Genomic DNA, 25112 nt, shown 5'->3' on the forward strand with positions numbered 1-25112 from the left:
GCGCGCGCCGCGATCCCCCGACGGCGCATGCCCCGCGGGCGGCCGGCGCAGCCGTCAGGTGATCGGCGCCGGGTTGAACAGGGTCAGGTCGTTGAACAGGCCCCACTGGTCCGACCAGGGACGCTTGCGCCCGCTCGCGACGTCGAGGATCAAGTGGAACAGCTCCCAGCCGACCTCCTCGATCGTGGCCTCGCCGGTGGCGATGCGGCCGGCATCGAGGTCGATCAGGTCGGACCAGCGCTCGGCGAGTTCCGTCCGGGTGGCGACCTTGATCACCGGCGCCTGGGCGAGCCCGTAGGGCGTGCCGCGCCCGGTGGAGAAGACCTGCAGGGTGATGCCGGAGGCGAGCTGCAGCGTGCCGCAGACGAAGTCGCTCGCCGGGGTCGCGGCGAAGATCAGACCCTTCCCGCGCAGCCGCTCGCCCGGCGCCAGCACCCCGGAGATGGCGCTGGTGCCGGACTTCGCCACCGAGCCCAGGGCCTTCTCGACGATGTTGTTGAGGCCGCCCTTCTTGTTGCCGGGGGACGGGTTGGCCCGGCGGTCGGCCTCGCCCTTGGCGAGATAGGCATCGTACCACGCCATCTCGCGGATCAGCGCCTCGGCGACCTCCGGGGTCTTCGCCCGGGGAGTGAGGAGGTGGATCGCGTCGCGCACCTCCGTCACCTCCGAGAACATGACCGTCGCGCCGCAGCGCACGAGCAGATCCGCCGCGAAGCCCAGCGCCGGGTTGGCGGTCACGCCCGAGAAGGCGTCGCTGCCGCCGCATTGCAGGCCGACCACCAGCTCGGAGGCGGGACAGGTCTCGCGCGTCCGGCGGTTCAGCACCTCCAGGCGGGCTTCCGCCATCGCCAGGATGCTGTCGATCATGGCGGAAAAGCCGCGATGACGCTCGTCCTGGAGACGCACCACCCCGTCGCCGGCCGCACCGTTGTCGGGCAGGAGGCGCTCCGAGACGAGCTTCTCGCAGCCGAGCCCCACCACCATGACCTCGCCGCCGAAATTCGGGTTCTGGGCGAGGCTCTGGAGCGTCCGGATCGGCACCACCGCCTCGGGGGCGTTGATGGCGACGCCGCAGCCATAGGCGTGGGTCAGGCCGACCACGTCGTCGACGTTGGGGTAGCGCGGCAGCAACTCCTGCTTGATCCGGCGGATCGCCACGTCGAGGGTGCCGGCGACGCATTGCACGCTGATGGAGATCGCCAAGATGTTCTTGGTGCCCACCGACCCGTCGGGGTTGCGGTAGCCCTCGAACGTGAAGCCCTCCAGCGGGGGCAGGGGCGCCGGCACGCGGGTGGCGTGATCGAGGGCGTCGAGGGCGGGAGCGACCGGCGTCGTGACCCGAGACTCCTCCACCCAGGATCCGCGCGGGATCTCTTGGGCCGCGATGCCGACCACCTCGCCGTAGCGGCGGACCTCGCCGCCCTCCGGGATATCGCAGAGGGCCACCTTGTGGCCCTGCGGCACGAACTCGACGAGTTCCAGGCCGTCCGGAAACACGGTGCCGGCGGGCAGCCCGAAGGCATTGACCACGATCGCGACGTTGTCGCTGTCGCTCAGGCGGATCGTGCGCGGCACGTCGCCGGCAGGGCGCCCACGGGTCGGGGCTTCGATCTCGGCGTGCATGGGCGGGCCCTCACTGTGCGGTCCGGAAGCGCCCGGCCAGCGCTTCGGCGTTGCGGGCGAGCAGGCCCATATCGGAGCCCAAGGCGGTGAAGCGGGTGCCGGCGGCGATGTAGCGGCGGGCCAGTTCCTCGCTCGGCGTCAGGATGCCGGCATGTTTGCCGGCCTTGCCGACACGGCCGACGGCCTCCTCGATGGTCCGCACCACCTCCGGGTGGCCCTGCTGGCCGAGATAGCCGAGGCTGGTGGAGAGGTCGCCGGGTCCGATGAACACGCCGTCCACGCCCTCCACGGCGGCGATCGCGTCCAGATTATCGAGGGCGCGTCGGGACTCGACCTGCACCGCCACGAAGATCTCGGCCTCGCAGCGAGTGTGGTAATCCGGGATCCGGCCGAACCGGGCGGCCCGCGGCGCCTGCGAGAAGCCGCGGATGCCGCGCGGCGCGTAGCGGGTCGCCGCAACGACCCGACGGGCCTGCTCGGCGTCGTCGATGTTGGGGATCATCAGCGATTGGGCGCCGGCGTCGAGGATGCGCTTGATGGTGATGGGATCGTCGCTCGGCACCCGGACCATCGGGTGGGTGCCGCCCTCCATCATCGCCTGCAGCTGGGCGTAGATGTCCCGGAGGTCGTTGGCCGAGTGCTCCATGTCGAGGAGCAGCCAGTCGAATCCGGCCCCCGCGACGATCTCGGTGGAGATGGGGCTCGCGAGGCTGCACCACAGGCCGATCTGCTGGCGGCCCTCTGCGAGCGCCGCCTTGAAGCGATTGGTGAGGCTGTCCATCGCGATCCTCCCGGGGATGTTTGTTTGATCCCATAGGTGCAGTCTTCCGCCCCCGGGTCAAAGCCAAAGGGTGGATCGATTGATGCCATACCGGCATCGATCAGGCCGACGGCAGTGCTTCGAGGATCGAGACCAGCTGCGCGAGGAGCGGCGCATCCGCGTTCCGCCGCCACGCCAGGATCAGCTCGGCCGGGCGCGGATCGGGCAGCGCCAGCGCCCGGAACACCACGCCTTCGAGGCGCAGGTGCTCGGCCGCCGCGGGGACGAGGGCGATTCCGAGACCGCTGCGCACCAGAGCCAGGATCGAGTGAATCTGGGTGAGCTGCTGCACGACGCGCGGCCGGAGTTCGGCCTCGGCGAGCAGTTCCTGGACGAGATCGTGGAAGTAATGCGCCTCGTTCGGCGCGTAGGCGATGAGGTCCTCGCCGGCGAGGTCGCGGGGCACGAGCGTCCCGCGCGCCGCGAGGGCGTTGCCGGCCGGCAGGGCCACCACGAGCGGCTCGGCCATCGCCCGGATGGCCGTGAGATCCGGATGCGTCACGGGCGGGCGCACCAGCGCGGCGTCGATCCGCCCGGCGAGCAGCTCCTCGACCTGATCCTTGGTCACCATCTCGCGCAGGGCGAGCGTGACGTCGGGCAGCGCCTGCCGGAAGGCCGCCACGAGGCGGGGCAGGAAATCGTAGGCCGAGGCCGCCGTGAAGCCGAGCTTGAGGACGCCCGCGCGTCCGGCCGCCACCTGCCGGGTCGTGTGCGTGGCGGACTCGGCCAGCCGCAGGATGCGCTGGGCCTCCGGCAAAAAGCTCCGTCCGGCCGCGGTGAGGCGGACCGAGCGGCTGGTCCGCTCGAGCAGCTGCACGTCGAGGATGCGCTCCAGCACCTGGACCTGCCGCGACAGGGGCGGCTGCGTCATGTTCAGACGCGCGGCGGCGCGGCCGAAATGCAGCTCTTCCGCCACCGCGGCGAAGCATCGGAGCTGACTGAAGTCGAACATGGAGACGCCCCCTGCGCGCCGGGAGGGGACATCATAGAACCTGCCGATGTGTCACGTCCCGGCGGTGGGAGTTACCCCCGCAATCGCGATCGAGCGCCGCTCCGCGGGCGACAGACCGGGACGCGTGCAGCGTGTGCGCGCGACACCGCTGTCGAACGGTCGGCGGCCGGTGCCGCTATGCCCGGGATCGGGTGCTGCCGGAACGCCGGTGAGGATCCGCCCGCGCCGTCCTTGTTGGATGCTGAGGCCGCAGGCGCAGAGGCGGGTCGACCGCCCCGGCCCGACCCGGAGCGTCGCCCCGTGCCGAAACGACCGCGCGCGTGCGGTGGCGCCGTCGAAACGGCGCCTGCCGCCCCGCCTCAGCAGCTCAGCCGACGACCTTCGCGGCGCCCGAAGACGCGGTAATGTGCAGCGCCGGATTCCATCTGACCGGCCGCCACGGCACGGCGGACATCCGGGTTGCAGCGCAGGTACTCGCGCTCATCGAAACCGTACGTGGCGCGACCGCGATAATCGTCCCGATCCCGATAGCGGCGATCGTCGTAGTCACCGCGATCCCGGTATCCCCGGTCCCGATATCCGTAGTCGTCGTAGTCGGGGCGGGGCTGCGCCGAAACCGGACCGACCGCGCTCAGCACACCGAGACTCAATGCGGCAGCTGCCAGATACGCCTTCATCGTTCAGTTCTCCTTGAAACACGGCGCGAGCCCGCTTGACCGGGTCGCTCCCGTCCGCCCGTTGCAGGTGGACGGGAGGCGCGCAGTGCCTGATGGGTGGCTTGAAACGCTCCGCGCGCCGGATAGTTCGATCCCGGACACTCCCCCGCGGCGGCCGGCGCGCTGGCGCTGGCTGCCGCGGGAATCCTGACGGTCGCGTCGCCGGCCGGACCGGTTGCGATCACATGCGGTGCATCATCTCCCGACGCATCATCCGGTGACGCATCTCGCGGTGCATCATGTGACGCTCCATCCGGTGACGCATCATCCGGCGCTCCATGCGTCGCCGCATCATGTGGCGCTCCATCCGATCCATCTGGACCGTCGAGATCATGCCGTCCGGCGCGGCGACGGCACCGGGCGCGAGCGGGGCGGCGGAAGCCGGCAACGCCACGGCGCCTCCGAGGGCTGCAAGCAGGGCGGCGGTGATGAGCGAAGTGCGCACGCGATAAATCCTCTCTCGCCGCCCCGGGAGGGACGGCCGGTCTCCACGAGGCCGCGGACGGAGCAGATCCTTCCGTGACCCCGCGCAGGAAGCCGCGGCGCACCCGGATGGTTCCCAGAATTGGGGCGGCGGAACGGGCGACCCGCGACGCAGACGATCGGAACGCGGGACCTGCGCCTCTGCCTCGCCTGGATGTCACGGAGGAGGCCGCCCGGGCATCCCCGCGCTGCGCCGAGCGGGGCCTGGCCGGGTCGAGTCGGGCCAGAGCGATGGCACAGAAGGCGGCCTTCCAAGGCTCCCGACATGCAGCCTCCTGAACCAAGGCGGCCCGTCGCGCACGAAGCAATGACCGCCAAGAGCGAAGGTGATGCACCAACGCATCACCTCAAACAAAATGTTTCTCGCTCCACGGCAAACAAGATGCAGATATAATAAGCCTTGGATTGCGGACTACCGTGTCTGTATCTTTAAATAATACGCAATATTGATCACATCCAATGACAACATAAACATTGCGCCTAATGATTATTCCCCTTCAAGGAGATGCGCAGAACCGCAAAGATTTGTCCAACCATCTGCGTCGATCATATAAAACCAGGCGTGGCGTCTATGCTAACGGGTGCCGAGACTCATCGGCATCAAATAAACATCGAGGCAATCTCGGGCGCGAAGAAAATCTCTACTCAACGCAAGAGCGCGCGAATCTAAGGTCCCTATGATGCATCGAAACTTGGGTTCCGGACTTGTTCTTCTCCTTCTCTCACAGACCGCGATGGCCGCGGATCTGCCGCGGACGTCCCGGCCGGTCCCGCCCGCCCCGCCACCGGTCTTCACCTGGACGGGAGCCTATGCAGGCTTGTTCACCGGGTACGGCACCCTCGACCGGACCACGCAGTTCGTCTGCACGGGCCCGGGCGGACAGCCCGGCGGGCGCATCTGTCCTGTCCTTCCGTCGCGGAAAGCCACCGACGATGGCTTCATCGCGGGCGCCGAGGTCGGCTACAATTGGCAGCTGGGCTCGGGGCTGGTCGTCGGTGGCGCCGTGGATCACCAGTACACCCGGCTCTGGGGCTACGATCACTGGGAAGGCGATGTCCGGACTCAGGGCCGCGGCTATCTTTTCGACACCAGCGCGCATTCCGGACAGCGACTGGACAATCTGACGACGGTCCGCGGCAAGCTCGGCTTCGCCTTCGACCGGACGTTCGTCTACGCTACGGGCGGTCTCGCCTTTGGAAGCGTCCGGACCGACAACAACCTGAGCGTTTTCAGCCCGTACGACCCCACCACAGTCTTCGATGGCCGTCAGGGCGACCTGCGCCTGGGCTACGTGGCCGGTGCCGGCATCGAGCAGGCGCTCAGCCCGCACCTCTCAATCAAGGTCGAGGGCCTGTATTACGACCTCGGCAGCCGCACGGTCCTCTCGGACTGGAGCCGCGTCGACCTTCCCAGCTATCACGCCGGCACCCGCATCGCGACGGACGGCTTCCTGACCCGGGCCGGCCTCAATTACCGTTTCGGAGCCGGACTGCCCGACTTCGCGCCGGCCGGCTTGGCCGCCCCGGCCACCTGGGCCTTCGAGGGTGGGCTGCGCTACTTCTACAGCTCGGGCGGCCCGCGCTACACCCTCGGTGATCCCTACACCCCGCGCCAGGTGAATTCCCGCCTGATCTACGCGGGATCGGACGCTCATGCCGGCGAGAGCTTTGCGCGGCTCGACCACGCGCCGACGGGCCTGTTCGCCAAGGGATTCCTGGGAGCAGGCGGAGTCACCTCCGGCCGCCTCTCCGACGAGGACTTCCCGCCAGTCTTGAGCCGCTACTCGAAGACGCTCTCGCCCATCAAGGATGGCGACATCAAGTACGGGGTGGTCGATCTCGGCTACAATGTCCTGCGCGGCGACGTGTTCAGGCTCGGCGCCTTCGCCGGCTACCAGTACGAGGCCGAACTCCTCGACGGTTACGGCTGCGAGCAGGTGGCGCGGGGCGGCATCTGCGCAGGCTCGAGTGCCATCTCCAACCAGATCAAGGGCCTCGGTGAGAACCTACGCTGGAATGCGCTGCGCATCGGCGTGATCGGCGAGGTTCGGTTCGACCGGCTCCGGCTGAGCCTGGAAGGCGCCTATCTGCCCGTGGTGACGATGGACGGGGTCGACCGTCACTGGTTCCGACCGGACATCAATCCGCTGCCGCAGCGGGGCCGCGGTGACGGCTACTTCGCGGAGGGCCTCGTCTCGTACGACCTGACCTCCAGCGTGAGCGTCGGCGTCGGCGGCCGTTACTGGCGGATGCAGACGGATTCGGGCCAGACGAAGTTCCCGTTCTATCCGCGCAGCCCGACCAAGTTCGAGACCGATCGCTACGGCGGCTTCTTGCAGCTGTCCTACAAGCTCGCCGATTTCGGACTCGGCGCACCGGCCACCCCGGCGGCCCTGGTCCGCAAGGACTGACGCCGGACCGGGCGCGCATCCTGCGGGGCCCGCCCGGCGCGGGGATGCGCTCACACCAGCGCATCATCTGTTTCGACGCTCGGCCCAGGTCTCGAACGGCCGCCGGTTTCTGCCACAGATCCGGCGGCCGCCTCTGCGAGACGGCCTCGATCCCGACGAACCGGCCGTCGCGCCCGATAGATTCCATGCCGACCTCAAGGATGCGGCGATGCCCCTCCGGAAACCGTCCCGCCTCCACGGCACCCGTCCGGCGTCGCGATCCACGTCACGCCTCTCGCCGAGCCTCGCGGGCAGCGTCGTTCTCGGCCTTACCGTGAGCCTCGCCCCGGCCGCCGGCCGGGCGCAACCGGATCCCGGGGCCACGATCGCATGGCACTGCTACCGCAACGCCGTGGCCACGGTCCTGGCGACCGATAAGATGGACTCTGCCGGCACCCGATTTCTGGTGCGCGCCTCGACTACCGACCCGAAGACCGACTGCGCCGTGGGGCAGCGGCCCGGCGACCGCGTCCTGGGCGACGATGGCCCGCGCGACGAGACGGCCCACGTCTATGTCGAACTCGTCAGGACATTCCTGATCGTCGATGACGGAACCGGGCCGGACCGAACTCTGGTGATCTACGAGGTCCCGACTGCCCGCAAGCTGCTCGAGGCCGGTTACTCGGTGCAGGGACGCTGCAACCCGGCCTCCGGCTGCCGGAGCGAGGAGTTCAGCCTCGACGGCAAGGGCCTCACGTTCTGGCGCCAGGTCGCCGACACGCCGACACCGAAGAACTGCCCAGGCTACGCGGGTTTCATGAAGTCGACCGGCTCCGCGGCCATCGAGGAGCGGTCGATCTTCACCTTCGCGGCGCGAACGGTGGCGGGACTCGGCAAGACGCGGTGCACGGCGCGGCAGTGACACGGCCCCAGGTTCTGCGTGGGATCCCCGGCCGCCGCGCGAACCCGGCAAGAAATCAGCAACCATCGGCTGAGCAGTTGACATCCGGACGGGCGCCGCGGGCGTCCGGGGCGCGGTTTGCGCCGGTCGAACGGATCCGGACGCGCCCATGCCCCCAGACGTGCCTGCCCCGGTCCCGGCCGGAAGCGATCGGGGGCCTTGGGCGGGCGTCTTCGGGTTCGGGCAGTGGCGCCTCGACCCGCACACCCGGCGCGTGACCCGGTCGGCGAGCCTCTCGCGCGTCCTGGGCGATCCACCCGGAGAAAGCTGCCTCTCCCTGGACGAGCATTTCACCTGCTATCACCCGGACGACCGCGCCGCCGTGGTCGCGCGGGTCGAGGATCTCCTGGCCGGCCGCACGCCCCCGCACCCGTATCAGGCGCGCGCCCGTATCCTGCGCCCAGACGGCACCGGCCGCGACGCGATCATCCAGGGGCTGCCCGAACTGGGCCCCGACGGCGCCCTGGTGGCGCTGCACGGCCTCCTCCTCGACGTGACCGATCTGGTGCGGTCCGAGCAGCGCGCGCACGAGACCGACACGCTCCTGCGCGGCACTCTGGACAGCATGGACCAGGGACTCGTGATCCTCGACGCCGCGCAGCGGGTGCGGGTGTTCAACCGCAGCGCCGCGGACCTCCTCGCCCTGCCGGGCGACGTCCTGCGGGCAGGCGTCGCCTTCCCCGACATTTACGCCTACCAGCGCGCCCGGGGCGATTTCGCCGCGGCGGAATCCGATCTGCGTCTGGGGTCTGTCGGCCGCGACCCGCGGGCGCTCCCGCCGATCTTCGACTGGCGCCTGCCCAGCGGGACCGTCCTGGAGGTCCGGCGCTCGCCTCTGGCAGACGGCGGCGCGGTCCTCACCTTCGGGGACGTCACGCAGGCGCGGATCGCCGAGCAGGCGCTGGAGGCGAGCGAGCGCCGTTACCGGCTCCTGGCCGAGAACGCCACCGACATCATCATCTGGTCCGACCTCACCACCTGCCGCCGCTACGTCTCGCCGGCCGTGCGCGCCGTCCTGGGCTACGCGCCCGAGGCCCTCGTCGGCACCCAGCCCCTGGACTTCGTCCATCCCGACGACGTTCCGGTCTACCGCGAAGTCCTGGACGGCCTGACCAGCGGCCGCACCGCGCGGGCCCTGACCTGCCAGCGATACCGCCACGCGGACGGCCGCTGGATCTGGCTGGAGATCTCCTTCAGCCTGACCCACGACCGGGTGACGGGGGCGCCGGACGGCTACGTCGCCACGCTGCGCGACGTGAGCGCCCGCAGAGCCGCCGAGGACGCGCTGCGCCTGAGCGAGGCCCGCTACCGGGCGCTCGCCGACGCCCTGCCCCAGCTCGTCTGGATCGCCAGTACCGGAACCGGCGAGGCGACCTACGTCAACCGGCGCTTCGAGGATTACTACGGCCCGATCGGGCCCTCGCGCGCCGCCCGGATTGCCCGCAACCATCCCGACGACGCGGAGCGGATGGAGCGTATGTGGTCCGAGGCGCGTGCCAGCCGGAGCGCCTACGAGGTCGAGGGGCGGCTGCGGCGGCACGACGGCGCCTATCGCTGGCACAAGCTCGTCCTCCTGCCGATCTGGCAGGGCGAAACCATGATCGGCATGCTCGGCACCGCCCTCGACATCGACGAGATCGTGACCGCGCGGCGCGAGGTCGAGGAGGCGAGCAGCCTGCTGCTCCTCGCCCAGACCGCGGCCGAGGCGGGCACGTGGCACCTCGACCTCGACAGCGCCCGGATCGCATGGTCCCCGGGGAGCGCGCGCCTGCACGGGATCGAGACCGACCGGGATTACAACCTCGATGCGCAGACCTGGCTCTCGCTGATCGACCGCGAAGACGGCGAGCGCGCCCTGCGGATCGCCTCGGCGGCCGCGGAAGCCGGGGAGACCTTCTCCATCGAGTTCCGGGTCCCGACGCCGGAGGGCGGCGTGCGCTGGATCAACGGCGTCGGGCGCGGGGTCCCCGGACCCGACGGCCGGACGCGGCGGATGCTCGGCCTCAACATCGACGTGACCGCCCGCAAGGCCGCCGAGGCGGCGCTCATCGCCGCGAAGGCCGCGGCAGATGCCGCACGCCTGGAGGCCGAGCGGGCGAGCGCGGCCAAGAGCGAGTTCCTGGCCACCATGAGCCACGAGATCCGCACGCCGCTCAACGGTGTGATCGGCTATGCCGATCTGCTGCTCGACGAGAGCGATCTCGGGCCTGTGGCGCGTCGGCACGCCGACCGCATCCGCAGCGCGGGGGCCGCGCTCCTGACGGTGGTGAACGACGTCCTCGACTTCTCGAAGGTCGAGGCCGGGCAGATCGAGATCGTGCCCCGGCCGTTCGCGCTGGAATCGCTCATCGACAACGCCGTCTCGATCGTGCGACCGTCGGCCGAGCGCAAGGGGCTCGCGCTGAGCATCGCCCGCGGGCCGGGCCTGCCGGACTGGATCGCGGGTGACGAGGACCGGCTCCGGCAGATCCTGCTGAACCTCCTCAACAACGCCGTGAAGTTCACACCCGCGGGCCGCATCGACCTGACGGTCGAGGCCGATCCCGCCGATCGGGCCGGGGCACGGCTCCTGCGCTTCGCGATCCGCGATACCGGCATCGGCATCCCCGCCGACAAATGCGACCGCCTGTTCCGGCGGTTCTCGCAGGTCGACGGCTCCATCAGCCGCGAGTACGGCGGCACCGGCCTTGGCCTCGCCATCTCGAAATCCCTCGTGGCGCTGATGGACGGCGCGATCGGCGTCGAGAGCGCCTTCGGACAGGGCGCGACCTTCTGGTTCACAGTCGCCCTGCCCGAGGCGGTGCCGGAACGCCCGGTCGCGGCACAGCCCGCCGCGACCGCCCGCAGCCCGGGCCGGCGCATCCTCCTGGCCGAGGACGTGCGGCTCAACCAGGAACTCGCCCGGACGATCCTCGAGCGGGCCGGGCATGCGGTGGACGTGGTGGAGGACGGGGCCGCCGCTCTGGCGGCGGTTCGAGCCAGACCCTACGACCTCGTCCTGATGGACGTGCAGATGCCCGTGATGGACGGCCTGACGGCGACCCGTCGGATTCGCGCCCTCGGAGGATCGACGGGGGGCCTGCCGATCGTCGCGATGACGGCGAACGTGCTGCCACAGCAGCTGGCCGCGTTGCGCGCGGCCGGGCTCGACGACCATGTGGGAAAGCCGTTCCGGACGGAGGCGCTGCTGGCGGCGGTCGACCACTGGGCGGCACGGCCCGCGGCGCCGGCCTGCCCCGGCACGTCGATCGACCGGGCCGTCCTGGACGAGATGACCGAGATCGTCGGCCGGGGGCGCATGCGCGACCTCCTGGCGATGCTCGCCCGCGAACTCGTCCAGCGCTTCGGAGCCGATGCGTCGCCGGCGGTGGACCGCGAGCGGCTCATGCTGGACGCGCACGCGATGGTGTCGGCGGCCAGCATGGTGGGCTTCGCGGCGCTCGCCGAGGCCTGCCGGACGGTCGAGGCGGCCTGCCGAGCGGGGGACGATGTCGGCCCGATGCTGGGCCCGCTCCGGGCGAGGGCGACGGAGACGATCGCCGAGATCGAGGCCCTGCGCGCGGCCTGACCGGGCGCGCCGGCTCCAGCGGCGCGGGTGCCCCGGCCGCCCCTTCTCGACGCGCCCCGCTCCATCCAACCCGAGCGCAGGCCGCTCGCCGGCGGGTCAGGCGGCCGCCCGGGCGGCCGACAGCATCGGGACGAGCGCACCCTGCGGCATCGGCTCGCCGAGATGGTAGCCCTGCAGGAACGGGCAGCCGAGATCCCGGAGCGTGCCCAGATCGTCGGCGGTCTCGATCCCCTCGGCGACGACTTCGAGACCGAGAGAGGCTCCGAGGTTCAGCACCGCCTGGACCATGACACGCTTGTCCTTGCTCTCGGACAGGCCGGTCACGAGGCTGCGGTCGATCTTGATCCGTCCGGCCCGGAGCTGGCGCAGCGAGGCGAGGGACGCGTAGCCGACCCCGAAATCGTCGAGGGCCACGCACACCCCCGCCCGCGCCAGGGTCTGCAGCTTGTCCTGGATCACGTTGATCCCGAGGGCCGTCTCCTCCGTGATCTCGATCTCCAGCCCCGCGGGCGGCAGAGCCAGATCCGCGAGCCGCCTCAGGACGATCGCGTCGACGGGAAGTTGCGCCATCTCCCGCGGCGAGACGTTCATCGCCACGCGCACCTGCGGCAGGTCCAGAGCGCGCAGAAGGCCCATCATCCCGCAGGCCTGTTCGAGGACGAAGCGCAGCAGCGACTCGGTCAGGCCCGCGGTGGCGGCCGCGGTGACGATGTCGCCCGGCGGGATCCAGCCGTGCCGCGGATGCTGCCACCGCACGAGCCCTTCGAGGCCCGCGAGGGTCGTGCCGTCCTGGCCGAAGATGGGCTGGAACCAGACGGCGAGCCTGTCCTCGGCCAGGGCGCTCGAGAGGTCCCGACCGCAGTCGCGCCGCATCTCGCGCTGGGCCCGCAGGGTGGCGTCGAAGACGCGGTAGCTGTTCCGTCCGGCGCTCTTGGCCGCGTACAGCGCCTCGTCGGCGCAGCTCAGCATCTGTGTGATGCTGGACATGGCCGCGAACTGGATGCCGATGCTGACCCCCAGCCGACCTGCCTCGAAGGCGCCGAAGGGCGCCGCGACGGCCTCGATCACGCGCTTGGCGAGGGCGTTCGGCGCCAAGCCCGATTGCAGCGGATCGTACAGCAGGGCGAACTCGTCGCCGCCGAGCCGGGCGACCACGGCCCCTGGCGGCAGGATGATGCTCAGGCGACGGCCGACCTCGGCCAGGACCCGGTCGCCCATCTGATGCCCGTAGATGTCGTTGACGGTCTTGAAGCCGTCGAGGTCGAGCAGCAGCAGGCAGCGCGCCGCCTCGGGCCGCTGGGCCCACGTCTCGGCCTGCTGCGCGAAGCCGGCGCGGTTCAGCAGCCCGGTGAGATCGTCGTGCGTCGCGCGGCGACGCATCTCCTCCGCCAGGGCCGCCTCGCCGGCATGGGCCGCGGCGGCCGCGCGCGCGAGCGCCGTCGCCGCGTGCTTCAGGCGGCTCGCCTCGCGAAACACCTTCTCGCTCTCGACCGCGCTGCGCGCGAGGGCCACCAGATACAGGAGCACGGTGCCGGCGAGGCAGACGTCGTCCAGTCCGCCGGCGTAGAGCAGGCAGCCGGCGACCGACAGGAGCGGCGGGGTGATGAAGCAGAGCGGAACGCGGGCGAAGGCGATGCCGTGCACGACGGAGCCGGCGGTGATGCCGCAGATGACGACCAGGTAGAAGGTCGTCGAGGTTGCGGTGAGCCCCGCGCACAGGGTCGGCACGAAGGCCCAGACGAGGCCGGAGGCGAGGGCCGCGCCGGTCGCGAGCCCGAGTTGCCGCTCGACCGCCCGCGCATGGCCAACCGCCTCTTCCGGCGGCGTGTCGAGGGTGAGCGACAAGCCTCCGCAGGGCGCGCGGCACAGGGCGGCGCGCAGGAGGTTGACGCACAGGGAAATGGCGAACCAGGCGGCGCCGGCCTGCCCGAGCCCGGCAGAGTAGGCGACGAGAGCTCCCAGCAGACCGAGGAGCACGTTGACCGGGATGGCGATGAGGACGCTGCGGCGCACGGCCTCGAGCTGATCCCGGCGAACCAGCTTGACGAGGTCCGGAGCCGTGCGCTCGGGCGCCGTCCCATCACGCGGTGTCCCGCTCATGTCCACGCCTGTTCCCACCGGGCGTGACCTTGCGCGCGATTCGGTAATGGTTGGTAAATCCGCCGACACAGATAGTTATAATACTCTGTAATCTTCGGATTCCGATGCATAGTGCCGGAGATATCTTCGGTCCCGTCTATCTCCGAACCTGCGCGCCACCGTAACGATGACGGCCACGATGTCGGTGGTCGCCCCCGGGCGGGGGTGCCGGCGCGCGGCGGCCGGCACGATCCGGTCGGCCGTTGACGCCTCGTTTGCCATGACGAGCGACGTAGCGATCACGATCAAAAGTCGTTCATTTGCCGATGTTCGCTCCATCGATCGTGATCCTTGGCCTCCGTGCGCGATGCTGATCGCGTCCTTCCTGCTCGCGGCGAATCGGGAACGGCACGACGACGGACCGCGCCGCTCCATGCGCCGCGTGTACGGACCGCCGCTGAGCCCCGACGCCTCCCATTGGGGAACGCTCCGGCAGGCGGATTGCGAACGACCGACCAGCGGCCCGATCACAATAACTGGAGCCACCCATTGATGTCTTGTTCGAAGACAGTTTTCGCGATCTCGTTAGCGCTCAGTTGCGGGAGATCGGACCTCATGAGAACTGTCTTCGTCGCCTCAATCCTTGTCCTCCTTCCGCTCACGCAAGCCTGCGCGCAGGCCAACCCGAAGCGGGAGGCGTGCCTGAAGGAAGCGGAGGCGAAGGGCCTTTACACGACGGCCGGCCGGAATCCGGGGCGGTTCAACCAGATGAACGCGCCGCAGCGCGAGGAATTCATGAAGGCCTGCATGGCGCACCGGTAGGGCTCAGCCCAGTCGCGACCGGCCGCGGGCGCGAAGGCGGGCGCGAAGGTCAGAGCGCCGGCCCGTGCGCGCTGGACGCAGCGGCCGCTCCCCCAACGCCGTGTCCGAATGGGATCGGCAGGCTTCGGCCGGCTCAAAGTTTGCGGATCCTCTTCCCGATCCCGCTGGGCTCGTGTTTCTCGATCTCGACCGGACGGCCCGTGTCGTTCGGCAAGCCGCGTGCCGTCTGCGCGATGGTCTCGTCGCGCGGGCGTCAGCGCGGGCCGTCCGAGATCGGCGGCTCCTTCGACGACTCCTTCGAGATCGCGCAGTCCTGATCCGTCGGCGTCGCCGCGCTTGCGGGGCTCCAGGCTTATAGTCGCGTCCCGTTCAGTCAACCCGGCAGGGGTGGCGGAGATCCGGGCACCGTGCCGACAGGCGCATGACGGGTACGCTTGAGCCCTCAGGCAGGTCGATGCGGCTTGAGCCGCCGGTCACGCCCGGGCCCCGCTGCGCGGTGCTCACGACCGCGAGCCGGTGCCGGCGCAGATCGCCGCAGGAAGGGGGTCCGGCGATCCCATCCCGCCCCCGGGCGGCACCCGGCCTGTCTCGCCCCGCCCCGCGCATCGGGCGCGGAGCCGCGCCGAAGCCCGCGGTGGTCCGCCAGGAACTTGGCCGTCCAGCGTTTGGGTTCCCCGGGTGACTGGGCCGCCCGAGCCCGCAACGGAGCAGAGGTGACGACCATGGCAATGGACGCGCGCGAGATCTACGTCACGGCCCTGAAGAACACCCACGCCCTGGAGATGCAGGCGCTGCAGATCATGGAGCGGCAGGTCGAGCGCCTCGAGCGCTACCCGGAGATGGAGCAAGCCCTCCGCCGCCATATCGAGGAGACGCACGGCCAGCGCCAGCGCCTGGAGGAGGCGCTCCAGAGCCTCGGCGACAGCCCCTCGGCCCTGAAGGAGGGGTTCCTGGGCTTCGTCGGCAACATGATGGCTCTGGGACACACGCCGGCCCAGGACGAGATCCTGAAGAACACCTACGCCAACCACGCCTTCGAGAACTTCGAGATCGCGGCCTACGAGTCGCTTCTCACCATCGGCGACGCGGCCGGCCAGCAGGGTCACCGGACGGCCTTCCAGCAGTCGCTGAAGGAGGAGCAGACCATGGCGGAGGCGGTGCGTAACCTGATCCGCCCGACCACGGAGCGCTACCTCCAGCTCACCACGGCCGGCGAGAAGGCGGACCGGTAGGGCGCCCCGCCGAGGTGGAAGCCGGCTCGGCGGGAGGAACAGCATCGGAGCACGGGTTCGGCGCCGCCCCCGGGCGCGGCGCCGGCCAGCCCCGGCGGACGGGGTGCCGTTCGCGTCGGGTCGTGGGTGCGCCGGAAGGCGCCCTCCGGCGACGCGCGGCGCCCCATTCTGCCGCAGGAACAACACCCACCCTGCCTGATTGCGCGGAGATGGACACAGGCAGCGCTCGATCGACGGACCACAGGGGCCAGGAGGGCGCCTCGTCCAGCAAGCCTCTGGGGGACGGCTGCGTCCACCTCTGCGTGGACATGCAGCGCATGTTCGCGGAGCCCACCGACTGGCAGACACCTTGGATGATGCGGGTTCTTCTTTATGTGTGCCGGCTTGCCTCGGCACGTCCGGAGCGGACCATCTTCACCCGCTTCATCCCGGCTGCCCGGCCCGGGGAGGGGCGCGGCACCTGGGCGACCTACTCGGAGCGGTGGGCGGACATGACCCGGGAACGCCTCGACCCCGGCCTGATCGACCTCGTGCCGGACCTCGCGCGGCTGGCGCCGCCCGCGGAGATCCTCGACAAGCTGGTCTACTCGCCGTGGCTCGACACGGATCTGGACGCGCGCCTCCAGGCCCGGGGCATCGACACCCTGATCGTCACCGGGGCGGAGACGGATGTCTGCGTGCTGGCCGCGGTGCTCGGCGGCGTCGACCTTGGCTACCGGATCGTGCTGGCCTCGGACGGGCTCTGCAGCTCCTGCGACGAGGCGCACGACGCGCTGCTCCTGATGTACCGGATGCGCTACGGCCATCAGGTCGAGACGATGACGACCGCCGAGATCCTCGACCGCTGGCACTGACCGGTTTGTGCGCTGCACCGAGCATTCACGCGGCAGCGGCCAAGCTTAAGGCAAGTCCAGGCGGATCCGATCCGGCCCGCAGCGAGACCTGGCCGCACCTGTCCGGTCCCTCAGGACCACGAACACTCCCATCGTCCCCGGACCCGTCGCGAAAAACAGTCGCGCCACGCGAACCGCGGGCCAGCGCGGCCGTTATATCCCCAAACACGGTTTCGGAGGACAGATCATGGCCAAGCACGAGATCCTCGGGTACTTCGAGCACCGCCGTGACGGGGCCTGGGTGTGCGTCCGGCCCTTCACCCTGACGACCCGCGATGCCAGCGTCGACATCCGCCAGGGCATGCGCTTCGATTACGGCAAGCGGGTCGGCGGCGTCGACCTCGCCGAGTACCTGGAACGGCTGGGCTCGCAGTTCGGCTCGTAACGCCGTCCCTGACCCAAGCCGCCGCGCGGCGCCGGACGCGAGTCCGGCGCCGTTCGTCGTTTCAGGCCCCGCCCCACTGCATCGTCAGCCCGCCATCGACCACGAGTGTGTGACCGGTGACGTAATCGGCCGCGTCCGAGGCGAGGTAGAGGATCGCCCGGGCGATCTCCTCCGGCTGGCCGGCCCGGTGCCACGGGATCCGCTCCAGCGACTGCTCGAGCACCTCCGGCTTCTCGAAGCGGTCGGAGGTCATCGGCGTCTCGATCAGGCCCGGGGCGACGCTGTTGACGTTGATCCGGTCCTCGGCGAGTTCCCGCGAGAGGGAACGACAGAGGGAGCCGAGGCCCGCCTTCGACATGCCGTAGGGCGCGCTCTCCGGAGTCGGCAGGTGCTGGGCCACGGAGGAGACGAACACGATCTTGCCGTTCCCACCCTGGGCCCGGCGCATCTTGATGAAGGGGCGGGCGCAGAACAGCGGCCCCATCAGGTTCACCCGCAGGATCCGTTCCAGCACGGTGTCGTCCATCTCGACGACCGGCATGCCGCTCATGGCCTGCCCGGCATTGGCCACGAGGATGTCGAGGGTGCCGAACTCGCTGCCGATCCGGTCGAAGGCGGCCGCGACTGCGGCCGGGTCGCCGACATCGAGCTGCAGGACAAGGGCCCGGCGGCCGGCGGCCTCAACCCGCGCGGCCGTCTCACGGATGCCCGCCTCGTCGGTGTGGTAGGTGATCGCCACGTCTGCACCTTCGCGGGCCAGCAGCTCCGCAGTCGCCCGTCCGATGCCGGAATCGGCCCCGGTGACGAGGGCACGGGTGTCGGTGAAGCTCATCGTCGATCCCATCAAGGCTCATCAGGGCGCGCCGCGGACGGGCACCGTCGAGCGGGCAATGAGTGCCGCCGGGGCGGGTTCCGGGCGCGCGCAGCGGCCGCAGGGGGAACCGGATCCGGGCTCGCGTCTTTGACGCTCCGCGCCCGCATGGCCTAGTGAGGACGCATGTCCCTGGATGATACGACCCACCTGATCGCGGAGGAGTGCGCGCCCGACACGCGGAGCCGCATCCTCGCGACGGCGGACACGTATTTCCGCGAGATCGGCTATCAGAAGACCACCGTGGCCGACATCGCCCGGACCCTGAAGATGAGCCCGGCCAACGTCTACCGCTTCTTCGACTCGAAGAAGGCGATCAACGAAGCGGTGCTGGAGCGCCTGATCGGCGAGAGCGAGGCGGTCATCTCCGAGATCGCCGACCGGCCGGGCCTCGACGCCACCGAGCGTCTCGTTGCGGCGATCGAGACCCTCCATCGCGACTGCACCCGCCGCTGCGAGACGTTTCCCCGCCTGCACGAGATGATCGAGGCGGCGATGGTGGAGAGCTGGGAGGTCTGCCGCCACCACGTCGCCCGGATCACCGCCGGGTTCGAGCGGATCATCCGTGAGGGCGTGGCGCGGGGCGCGTTCGAGGCCGCCGATCCGGCCGAGGCGGCAGCCTGCATCCACACCGCCATCGCCCGCTACACCCACCCGCTGCTGGTGGGCAGTTCCACCCTCCAGCCGGTGCCGCCCGTGGAGGTGATGACGGCGTTCCTGCTGCGCAGCCTCGCGCCTGAGGCCCCCGGACGCCCCTAGGCTGCTCCGGGCGCGGCGGAGCCGCCTATTCGGAGGCCGGCCCGGCCTCCGGCGCCGGCTGGGAGGCGGCGGGCTGCGGGCCGTCATAGCCCTCGATCACCAGGATCTCGGCCTCGACGCCGCCGCGCTGCTTGGCCTTGGCGGCCTGGTAGAGGTCGGAGTTCCAGCAGGCGAGGGCGTCGGCGTAGCTCGGGAACTCGATGACCACGTTGCGGGACCGGGCCGGGCCCATCACCGCCTCGTGGGCGCCCCCGCGCACGAGGAAGCGCCCGCCGAACTTCGCGAAGGCCGCGCCGTTGGCCGCCACGTAATCCTTGTAGGCCTCCGCGTCGCGGACATCGACCCGCGCGATCCAGTAGCCCTTGGTCATGCTGCGCCTCCTGCCTTGCGGAGCGAAGTGGATCCGATCCGCGCGAAGGCAATCCCGCCGGGCGTTGGACGAGATGTCAGGCGAGGTCCGTCACGATCGCCTGCGCCACCGCGCGGGGGTCCGCCGCGCCGGTGATCGGGCGCCCGACCACCACGTGGTCGATCCCGGCCCTGCGGGCGTCGCCGGGCGTCATGACCCGCTTCTGATCGCCGGCCTCGGCGCCCGCCGGGCGGATTCCCGGGGTGACGATCAGCCGGTCCGGGCCGACGATACGCCGGACCGAGCCCGCCTCGGCGGCGGAACAGACCAGCCCGTCGATGCCGATCTCGGCGGCCTGGGCGGCGCGCTTGGCGACGAGATCCGCCACCGGCAGGCCGTAGCCGGCTTCCGCGGCGTCGGCATCGTCGTAGGAGGTGAGCACCGTCACGGCGAGGATCTTGAGCCCCGCACCCCGGCCGCGCACCGCCGCCCGCATGGTCTGCGGGTAGGCGTGGACGGTGAGGAAGGTGGCGCCGGAGCCGGACGCCGAGCGCACGCCCGCCTCCACGGTGTTGCCGATGTCGTGGAGCTTCAGGTCGAGGAAGACCTTGAGGCCGCGGGCCGCCAGCCGCTCGGCGAGCGCGAGGCCGCCCGCGTAGCCGAGCTGGTAGCCGATCTTGTAGAAGGTCGCGGCGTCGCCGATCCGGTCGATCAGCGCCTCGGCGGCCGGCACGCTCGGCAGGTCGAGGGCCACGATCAGGCGGTCGCGGGGATCGGGAATCTCGGTCATCGGAGGTCCTTCGGGGTCGCGGCACGGATCACGGGCCGGCGACGCCTGTCAATGCGGGAGGATCCTGTTGACGCCCTCCCTGACCCGCCGGGGAAGTCTAACCCCGCCATCACCCGCGCCACCGCGTCCCGCAGCACCGGCAGCAGCTCAGCCTCGAACCAGGGCTCGCGCTTGAGCCAGCCGTTGTTGCGCCAGGACGGGTGAGGCAGGGGCAGGACCCGGGGGCGGCGGGGCTCGGACAGGATCTCCCGCCAGCGCCGCACGGTGCCGGTGAGCCCGCCCTCCATCCGTCCGAGATGCCAGCCTTGCGCGTACTGGCCGATCACCAGGATCAGTTCCAGGTCCGGCAGGCCGGAGAAGAGTTCCGCCCGCCAGCGCTCGGCGCATTCCCGCCGCGGCGGCCGGTCGCCGCCCTTGGCGTCGAGGCCCGGGAAGCACGAGCCCATCGGCACGATAGCGACCCGGCTGGGGTCGTAGAACCGCGCCTCGTCGAGCCCGAGCCAGGATCGCAGGCGCACCCCCGACGGGTCGGTGAAGGGCTGCCCCGTGCGATGCGCGCGGGTGCCGGGGGCTTGGCTGGCGATGCAGAGCCGGGCCGTGGCCGATCCCTGCACGATGGGCCGGGGCTCCTGGGGAAGGGGCTGGCCGTAGAGCGGTGTGTCCCGGCAGAGGCGGCAGGCGCGCAAGCGCGCGGCGGTGTCGTCGAAGGCGGGCATCCGCCTGAGATGGGATCGGACGACCCCAAAAAGAAACGGCGCGGTGTCGCGCCGCGCCGTCGTCAGTCGGGTCTCTTGCCTTGGGGGGAAGGCCCCTCCGTCTTACGCCGCCGATGGACGCTTGAACGTGCGATTCCTCACGCGCCCTTCACGCTCGACAGGTCGAGGGGCAGCGAGCGCAGGCGCCGGCCGGTGGCGGCGAAGACCGCGTTGGCGATCGACGGCCCCAGCACCGGCACGCCCGGCTCGCCGATCCCGGTGGGCGCCACCTGGCTCGGCACGATGTGCACCTCGACCGTCGGCATCTCGCTCATCCGGGTCGGCTCGTAGGCGTCGAAATTGTGCTCCTGCACCTGCCCGTCCTTCAGGGTGATGCGGTTCCTGAGCACCGCCGACAGGGCGAAGCCCACCGCGCCCTCGACCTGCGCGCGGATCACATCCGGGTTGACCGCCACGCCGACATCCACCGCGGCGACGATGCGGTTCACCCGGACCGCCGCCTCCTGAGCGGTCACGTCGGCCACCATGGCGACGTAGGAGCCGAAGGATTCGTGGACCGCCACCCCGAAGCCGCGCCCCTGATCCTGGGGCTTGGCGCTCCAGCCGGCCTTCTCGGCGGCGAGCTTGAGCACGCCGGCGAGCCGCGGCGCCTGGGTCAGGAGCGACAGCCGGTAGGCCACCGGATCGACGTTGGCGGCATGGGCCAGCTCGTCGATCATCACCTCCATCACGTGGGCCGTGTGGGTGTGGCCCACCGAGCGCCACCACAGGACCGGCACGCCCTCGCGGCCGTTATGGACGCCGAACCGGTAGGCCGGGAGCGCGTAGGGCGTGTCGGAGGCGCCCTCCACGGTGGTGGCGTCGATGCCGTTCTTGACGATCATCGCCTCGAAGGGCGAGCCGATCATGATCGACTTGCCGACCATGACGTGGTCCCAGCCGACCACCGCGCCCCTGCCGTCGATCCCGGCGCGGACCTTGTGCAGCACGGTCGGGCGATAGTAGCCGCCGGCCATGTCGTCCTCGCGGGTCCAGACGAGGTGCACGGGGGCCTTCTCGCCCGACGCCTTCAGGACGGTCGCGGCCTCTGCGAGGTAGTCGGCGGTCGGCGTCGCCCGGCGGCCGAAGGAGCCGCCGGCCCAGTTGCTGTGCAGCCGCACCCGGTCGGGCGTCACCCCGAGGATCGCCGCCATGGTGGCCTGCTCGACGGTCTGGAACTGGAAGCCGGCGTAGACGTCGTAGCCGCCATCGGCCGCCTTCTCGATCGTGGCGTTGAGCGGCTCCATCGCCGCGTGGGCGAGATAGGGGAAGGTGAACTCGGCCTCGATCACCTTGGCGGCGCCCTTCAGCGCCGCCTGCGGGTCGCCGCGCTCGGACGCCGTGAGGCCGGGAGCCTTGGCCCGCTCGCGGTACTCGGCGAGGATCGCGTCGGACGAGCGGGTCTCGGCGGTGCTGTCGTCCCAGGCGACCGTGAGCGCCTCGCGGCCCTTCATGGCCGCCCAGGTGTCCCGGGCGATCACCGCCACGCCGGTCGGCACCTGCACCACGTCGAGGACGCCCGCGACCTTGCGGGCGGCGGTGGCGTCGAACGACGTCACGGTGGCGCCGAAGCGTGGCGCCCGGGCCACCACGGCAGTGACCTGGTTCGGGCGGCGGATATCCAGGGAATAGACCGCCGTGCCGTTGGTCTTGGCGACCGAGTCGAGGCGCGGGATCTTCTGGCCAATCAGCCGCCACTCGCTCGGGTCCTTGAGCCGCGGCTCGGACGGGACCGGCAGGGAGGCCGCCGAGGCCGCCAGCTCCCCGAACCGGGCCTGCCGGCCGGAGGGCGCGTGGCGCACGACGCCATCCGCGACGGTGATCTCCGAGACCGGCACCTTCCAGCGGAAGGCGGCCTCGGCCATCAGCATCTCGCGGGCGGCCGCGCCCGCCTTGCGCAGCTGGAACCAGGAATTGGCTACCGCGGTGGAGCCGCCGGTGCCCTGGATCGGGCCCATCAAGGTGTTGTTGTAGAGCGCCGCGTCGGCGGGCGCGAACTCGGTGCGGACCTTAGCCCAGTCGGCGCCGAGCTCGTCGGCCAGGATCGTGGCGAGCCCGGTCGTGTTCCCCTGGCCCATGTCGAGGTGCTTGATCACCACCGTGACGGTGTCGTCGGCACCGATCCGCACGAAGGCGTTGGGCTGCGCCTTCACGTCGGCGAGGTTCGGGCCCGACGCCGCCCGGGCGGGCTTGGGATCGAACCGGAACGCGACCACGAGGGCGCCGGCGCCGGCGAGCAGGCCGCGGCGGCTGGGACGGACGGGGAGGGGGTTCGGTCGACGGGCGTTCAGCATGGCGGCGAGGCTCCGGTCGGGACCGCGGGGGCGGGCGGGGAAAGGTGGGCGCCGGGACGGATCAGGCGAGGCTGCGCGCGGCTTCGTGAATCGCGGCGCGGATACGCTGGTAGGTGCCGCAACGGCAGATGTTGCCGTCCATGGCCCCGTCGATGTCGGCGTCGCTCGGCTTGGCGTTGCCCGAGAGCAGGCCGATCGCCGACATGATCTGGCCGGACTGGCAGTAGCCGCACTGAACGACGTCGAGCTTGCGCCACGCCGCCTGGACCGCCTCAGCCACCCGGCCCGACACGCCCTCGATGGTGGTCACCTGCGCGGTGCCGACGTCGCCGATCTTCGTCTGGCAGGCGCGGACCGGCTGGCCGTCGAGGTGGACCGTGCAGGCACCGCACTGGGCGATGCCGCAGCCATATTTGGTGCCGGTGGCGTCGAGCCGGTCGCGCAGCACCCAGAGCAGGGGCATGTCCGGGTCGGCGTCGATCTCGTGCGCGACTCCGTTGACGGTGAGCTTCGGCATGGTCGGCGGCCCTTCCTCGACGCGTGCGTCCGGACCCACCGGAGCCCGATGCGCGGCCTCGATCGGGCACCGCGGTCGCCACGACCGTAGCGTTCACCCCGGCCGGCGCGATGTGCGGCACCGCACGTCGACCTGGTCCGCGCGCAACCTGAAGACAGCCTCGCGACAGGCCGGTTGCGTAAGATCCGAACGATACCGGCAGCCCCTTCTTAACACATCCGCCGCATCCTCACGGAGCGATTCCGAGCCGACACCAGTTTCGAGTTTCAAGACGCGATGTCCGATCTCACCGTCGAGATGGTTCAGCGCGGTCGCGGCCCCTCGACGGAGGAGGCGGCGCGCCGCCTCGGGGTTGCCCGCGAGATCCGCTCGGCCCGCGAGAAGCTGACCTCTCAGACCGGCCTGGAACGGGCCTTCGACTATGAATTGCTGCGCCACTACGCCCAGTACCGGGCCGGGGCGGGCATCCCGCTGGTGCTGTTCGCGGCCGTGCTCGCCGCGGCGGCGACCGTGTGGATCGCCCCGGCGGTGGCGGCGGCCTGGGCCCTGGGTGTCGTCCTGATGATCTCGCTCAACACCACGTTGAGCCGCCGTTTCCTGCGCGCCGACCCGGCGACGAGTCCTCTGGCCCACTGGCGCCGCCGTTTTCTGATCGGCGAGGTGCTGCAGAGCCTGTCGTGGTCGGCGATGATCGGCCTCGGCGCCACCGGGGGCTGGACCTTCGCGCTGTTCGGCCTCGTCATCGCCTCCGCGGTCACCACCATGCTGGCCGCGACGGTGCCGCTGGCGGCCGTCGCCGCCCTGGTCCCCCTGGCGCTCGCCACGGTCTCGCTCTCCGCCTTCTCGGGGGAGATGAACGGGCTGATGCTCGTCGTGATGGCCGGCGGCGCGCAGCTCTTCTTCCTCGGCCTGTCCCGCCATCTCTACGCCTCGACGGTGGGCGCCCTACGCTCCCGCGCCGAGAAGGACGCGATGTTCGGCGAGCTGGAGCAGGCCAAGGCGAATTCCGACGAGGCCCGCCGCCGGGCCGAGGAGGCGAACCTCGCCAAGTCCCGCTTCCTCGCGACCATGAGCCACGAGCTGCGCACGCCGCTCAACGCCATCCTGGGCTTCTCGGAGGTGATGAAGAACGAGGTGTTCGGCGCCCACGCGGCGCCCTCCTATCGCGAGTACTCGAACGACATCCACGACAGCGGGCTGCATCTCCTCAACCTCATCAACGAGATTCTCGACCTCTCGCGCATCGAGGCGGGGCGCTACGAACTCAACGAGGAGGCGGTCCAGCTCGCCCACGTGGTGGAGGAGTGCCGCCACATGATGGGGCTGCGCGCCAAGGCGAAGAACCAGACTTTCCACGACCTCGTCGACGATTCCCTCCCGCGCCTCTGGGCGGACGAGCGGGCTTTGCGCCAGATCGTGCTCAACCTCCTGTCGAACGCCGTGAAGTTCACCCCACCGGGGGGCGAGATCTGGCTGAAGGTCGGCTGGACCGCCTCGGGCGGGCAGTACGTCTCGGTCAAGGACAGCGGGCCCGGCATCCCGGAGGACGAACTCGGCACCGTCCTGTCGTCGTTCGGCCGCGGCTCCCTGGCGATCAAGACCGCCGAGCAGGGGTCGGGCTTGGGCCTCCCGATCGTCAAGGGACTGATCGAGCTGCACGGCGGACGGTTCAAGCTGACCTCGAAGCCCCGGGAGGGCACCGAGGTGGTGGTGACGCTGCCAGCGACCCGGGTGATGGACACGCTGCCGGCCGTCGACGTCGCCGAGGAGATGCTGCCGTCCGTGGGCTCGCTCAATCGGGCAGCGTGAGCCAGGGGATCTGACGTCTCTGCGAGCGCCGCGCAGCAGAGACG

At 70.7% G+C, this 25112-nt stretch carries 22 protein-coding genes; 10 read left to right on the forward strand and 12 right to left on the reverse strand.

Going from position 1 to position 25112, the window contains the following annotated elements; genetic code table 11:
• Positions 1 to 54 precede the first annotated feature (54 nt).
• The 5 genes from garD to ACLBX9_RS17705 form a co-directional block, all read right to left on the reverse strand.
• The gene (gene garD, locus ACLBX9_RS17685; protein WP_447719867.1) at positions 55 to 1623 is read right to left on the reverse strand and encodes a galactarate dehydratase; all 1569 of its coding nucleotides are present in this window, start codon (positions 1621 to 1623) and stop codon (positions 55 to 57) included.
• Between the two features lie 10 nt (positions 1624 to 1633).
• Entirely contained in the window at positions 1634 to 2404 is a 771-nt protein-coding gene (locus ACLBX9_RS17690; RefSeq protein WP_447719868.1) for an HpcH/HpaI aldolase family protein, read from the reverse strand.
• Between the two features lie 100 nt (positions 2405 to 2504).
• On the reverse strand, positions 2505 to 3395 hold the full coding sequence (locus ACLBX9_RS17695; RefSeq protein WP_447719869.1) for a LysR family transcriptional regulator: 891 nt from the start codon (positions 3393 to 3395) through the stop codon (positions 2505 to 2507).
• Between the two features lie 359 nt (positions 3396 to 3754).
• Positions 3755 to 4072 carry a hypothetical protein gene (locus tag ACLBX9_RS17700; RefSeq protein ID WP_010686216.1) on the reverse strand — a complete coding sequence of 106 codons (318 nt, stop codon included), beginning with the start codon at positions 4070 to 4072 and terminating at the stop codon, positions 3755 to 3757.
• A gap of 220 nt (positions 4073 to 4292) precedes the next feature.
• Positions 4293 to 4556, reverse strand: coding sequence for a hypothetical protein (locus ACLBX9_RS17705; protein WP_010686215.1), 264 nt, complete (start codon positions 4554 to 4556; stop codon positions 4293 to 4295).
• A gap of 772 nt (positions 4557 to 5328) precedes the next feature.
• Here ACLBX9_RS17705 and ACLBX9_RS17710 point away from each other — a divergent pair.
• From ACLBX9_RS17710 to ACLBX9_RS17720, 3 genes are all read left to right on the forward strand, one after another.
• Positions 5329 to 7005 (forward strand): outer membrane beta-barrel protein, encoded by a 1677-nt coding sequence (locus tag ACLBX9_RS17710; RefSeq protein ID WP_447719870.1) that lies wholly within the window; start codon positions 5329 to 5331, stop codon positions 7003 to 7005.
• Positions 7006 to 7213: 208 nt separating this feature from the next.
• Positions 7214 to 7906, forward strand: coding sequence for a hypothetical protein (locus ACLBX9_RS17715; protein ID WP_447719871.1), 693 nt, complete (start codon positions 7214 to 7216; stop codon positions 7904 to 7906).
• A gap of 148 nt (positions 7907 to 8054) precedes the next feature.
• Positions 8055 to 11513: a PAS domain S-box protein gene (locus tag ACLBX9_RS17720; RefSeq protein ID WP_447719872.1), complete on the forward strand. Its 3459-nt coding sequence runs from the start codon at positions 8055 to 8057 to the stop codon at positions 11511 to 11513.
• Between the two features lie 96 nt (positions 11514 to 11609).
• Here ACLBX9_RS17720 and ACLBX9_RS17725 read toward each other — a convergent pair whose 3' ends face one another.
• The gene (locus ACLBX9_RS17725; RefSeq protein WP_447719873.1) at positions 11610 to 13613 is read right to left on the reverse strand and encodes a putative bifunctional diguanylate cyclase/phosphodiesterase; all 2004 of its coding nucleotides are present in this window, start codon (positions 13611 to 13613) and stop codon (positions 11610 to 11612) included.
• A 178-nt stretch (positions 13614 to 13791) separates the two neighbouring features.
• Between ACLBX9_RS17725 and ACLBX9_RS17730 the strand changes: the two genes are divergently transcribed.
• The 5 genes from ACLBX9_RS17730 to ACLBX9_RS17750 all read left to right on the forward strand — a co-directional run bounded on the left by ACLBX9_RS17730 (position 13792) and on the right by ACLBX9_RS17750 (position 16924).
• On the forward strand, positions 13792 to 14145 hold the full coding sequence (locus tag ACLBX9_RS17730; protein ID WP_447719874.1) for a hypothetical protein: 354 nt from the start codon (positions 13792 to 13794) through the stop codon (positions 14143 to 14145).
• Between the two features lie 62 nt (positions 14146 to 14207).
• Positions 14208 to 14414, forward strand: a complete 207-nt coding sequence (locus ACLBX9_RS17735; protein WP_010686210.1) for a hypothetical protein — start codon at positions 14208 to 14210, stop codon at positions 14412 to 14414.
• A 722-nt stretch (positions 14415 to 15136) separates the two neighbouring features.
• Entirely contained in the window at positions 15137 to 15646 is a 510-nt protein-coding gene (locus tag ACLBX9_RS17740) for a ferritin-like domain-containing protein (RefSeq protein ID WP_010686209.1), read from the forward strand.
• Between the two features lie 209 nt (positions 15647 to 15855).
• Positions 15856 to 16500, forward strand: a complete 645-nt coding sequence (locus tag ACLBX9_RS17745) for a cysteine hydrolase family protein (protein ID WP_447719875.1) — start codon at positions 15856 to 15858, stop codon at positions 16498 to 16500.
• Positions 16501 to 16726: 226 nt separating this feature from the next.
• Complete coding sequence (locus tag ACLBX9_RS17750) at positions 16727 to 16924, forward strand: hypothetical protein (RefSeq protein WP_012318739.1); 198 nt, start codon at positions 16727 to 16729, stop codon at positions 16922 to 16924.
• Positions 16925 to 16985: 61 nt separating this feature from the next.
• Here ACLBX9_RS17750 and ACLBX9_RS17755 read toward each other — a convergent pair whose 3' ends face one another.
• Positions 16986 to 17756, reverse strand: coding sequence for an SDR family NAD(P)-dependent oxidoreductase (locus tag ACLBX9_RS17755; protein ID WP_010686205.1), 771 nt, complete (start codon positions 17754 to 17756; stop codon positions 16986 to 16988).
• A 165-nt stretch (positions 17757 to 17921) separates the two neighbouring features.
• Between ACLBX9_RS17755 and ACLBX9_RS17760 the strand changes: the two genes are divergently transcribed.
• Positions 17922 to 18554, forward strand: a complete 633-nt coding sequence (locus tag ACLBX9_RS17760; RefSeq protein WP_447719876.1) for a TetR/AcrR family transcriptional regulator — start codon at positions 17922 to 17924, stop codon at positions 18552 to 18554.
• A 25-nt stretch (positions 18555 to 18579) separates the two neighbouring features.
• On the opposite strand, the gene ACLBX9_RS17765 is transcribed toward ACLBX9_RS17760, so the two are convergent.
• The 5 genes from ACLBX9_RS17765 to ACLBX9_RS17785 all read right to left on the reverse strand — a co-directional run bounded on the left by ACLBX9_RS17765 (position 18580) and on the right by ACLBX9_RS17785 (position 23259).
• The gene (locus tag ACLBX9_RS17765; RefSeq protein ID WP_447719877.1) at positions 18580 to 18924 is read right to left on the reverse strand and encodes a DUF1330 domain-containing protein; all 345 of its coding nucleotides are present in this window, start codon (positions 18922 to 18924) and stop codon (positions 18580 to 18582) included.
• A 76-nt stretch (positions 18925 to 19000) separates the two neighbouring features.
• On the reverse strand, positions 19001 to 19693 hold the full coding sequence (gene pyrF, locus ACLBX9_RS17770) for an orotidine-5'-phosphate decarboxylase (RefSeq protein ID WP_447719878.1): 693 nt from the start codon (positions 19691 to 19693) through the stop codon (positions 19001 to 19003).
• Positions 19690 to 20409, reverse strand: a complete 720-nt coding sequence (locus ACLBX9_RS17775; RefSeq protein ID WP_447719879.1) for a uracil-DNA glycosylase family protein — start codon at positions 20407 to 20409, stop codon at positions 19690 to 19692. Before ACLBX9_RS17775 ends, pyrF begins: the two co-directional genes overlap by 4 nt.
• A gap of 137 nt (positions 20410 to 20546) precedes the next feature.
• Positions 20547 to 22742 (reverse strand): molybdopterin cofactor-binding domain-containing protein, encoded by a 2196-nt coding sequence (locus tag ACLBX9_RS17780; protein ID WP_447719880.1) that lies wholly within the window; start codon positions 22740 to 22742, stop codon positions 20547 to 20549.
• Positions 22743 to 22803: 61 nt separating this feature from the next.
• The gene (locus ACLBX9_RS17785; RefSeq protein ID WP_010686197.1) at positions 22804 to 23259 is read right to left on the reverse strand and encodes a (2Fe-2S)-binding protein; all 456 of its coding nucleotides are present in this window, start codon (positions 23257 to 23259) and stop codon (positions 22804 to 22806) included.
• A gap of 276 nt (positions 23260 to 23535) precedes the next feature.
• Between ACLBX9_RS17785 and ACLBX9_RS17790 the strand changes: the two genes are divergently transcribed.
• Positions 23536 to 25068 carry a sensor histidine kinase gene (locus tag ACLBX9_RS17790; RefSeq protein ID WP_447719881.1) on the forward strand — a complete coding sequence of 511 codons (1533 nt, stop codon included), beginning with the start codon at positions 23536 to 23538 and terminating at the stop codon, positions 25066 to 25068.
• Positions 25069 to 25112: the final 44 nt, after the last annotated feature.

The organism is Methylobacterium sp. A49B, assembly GCF_053346215.1.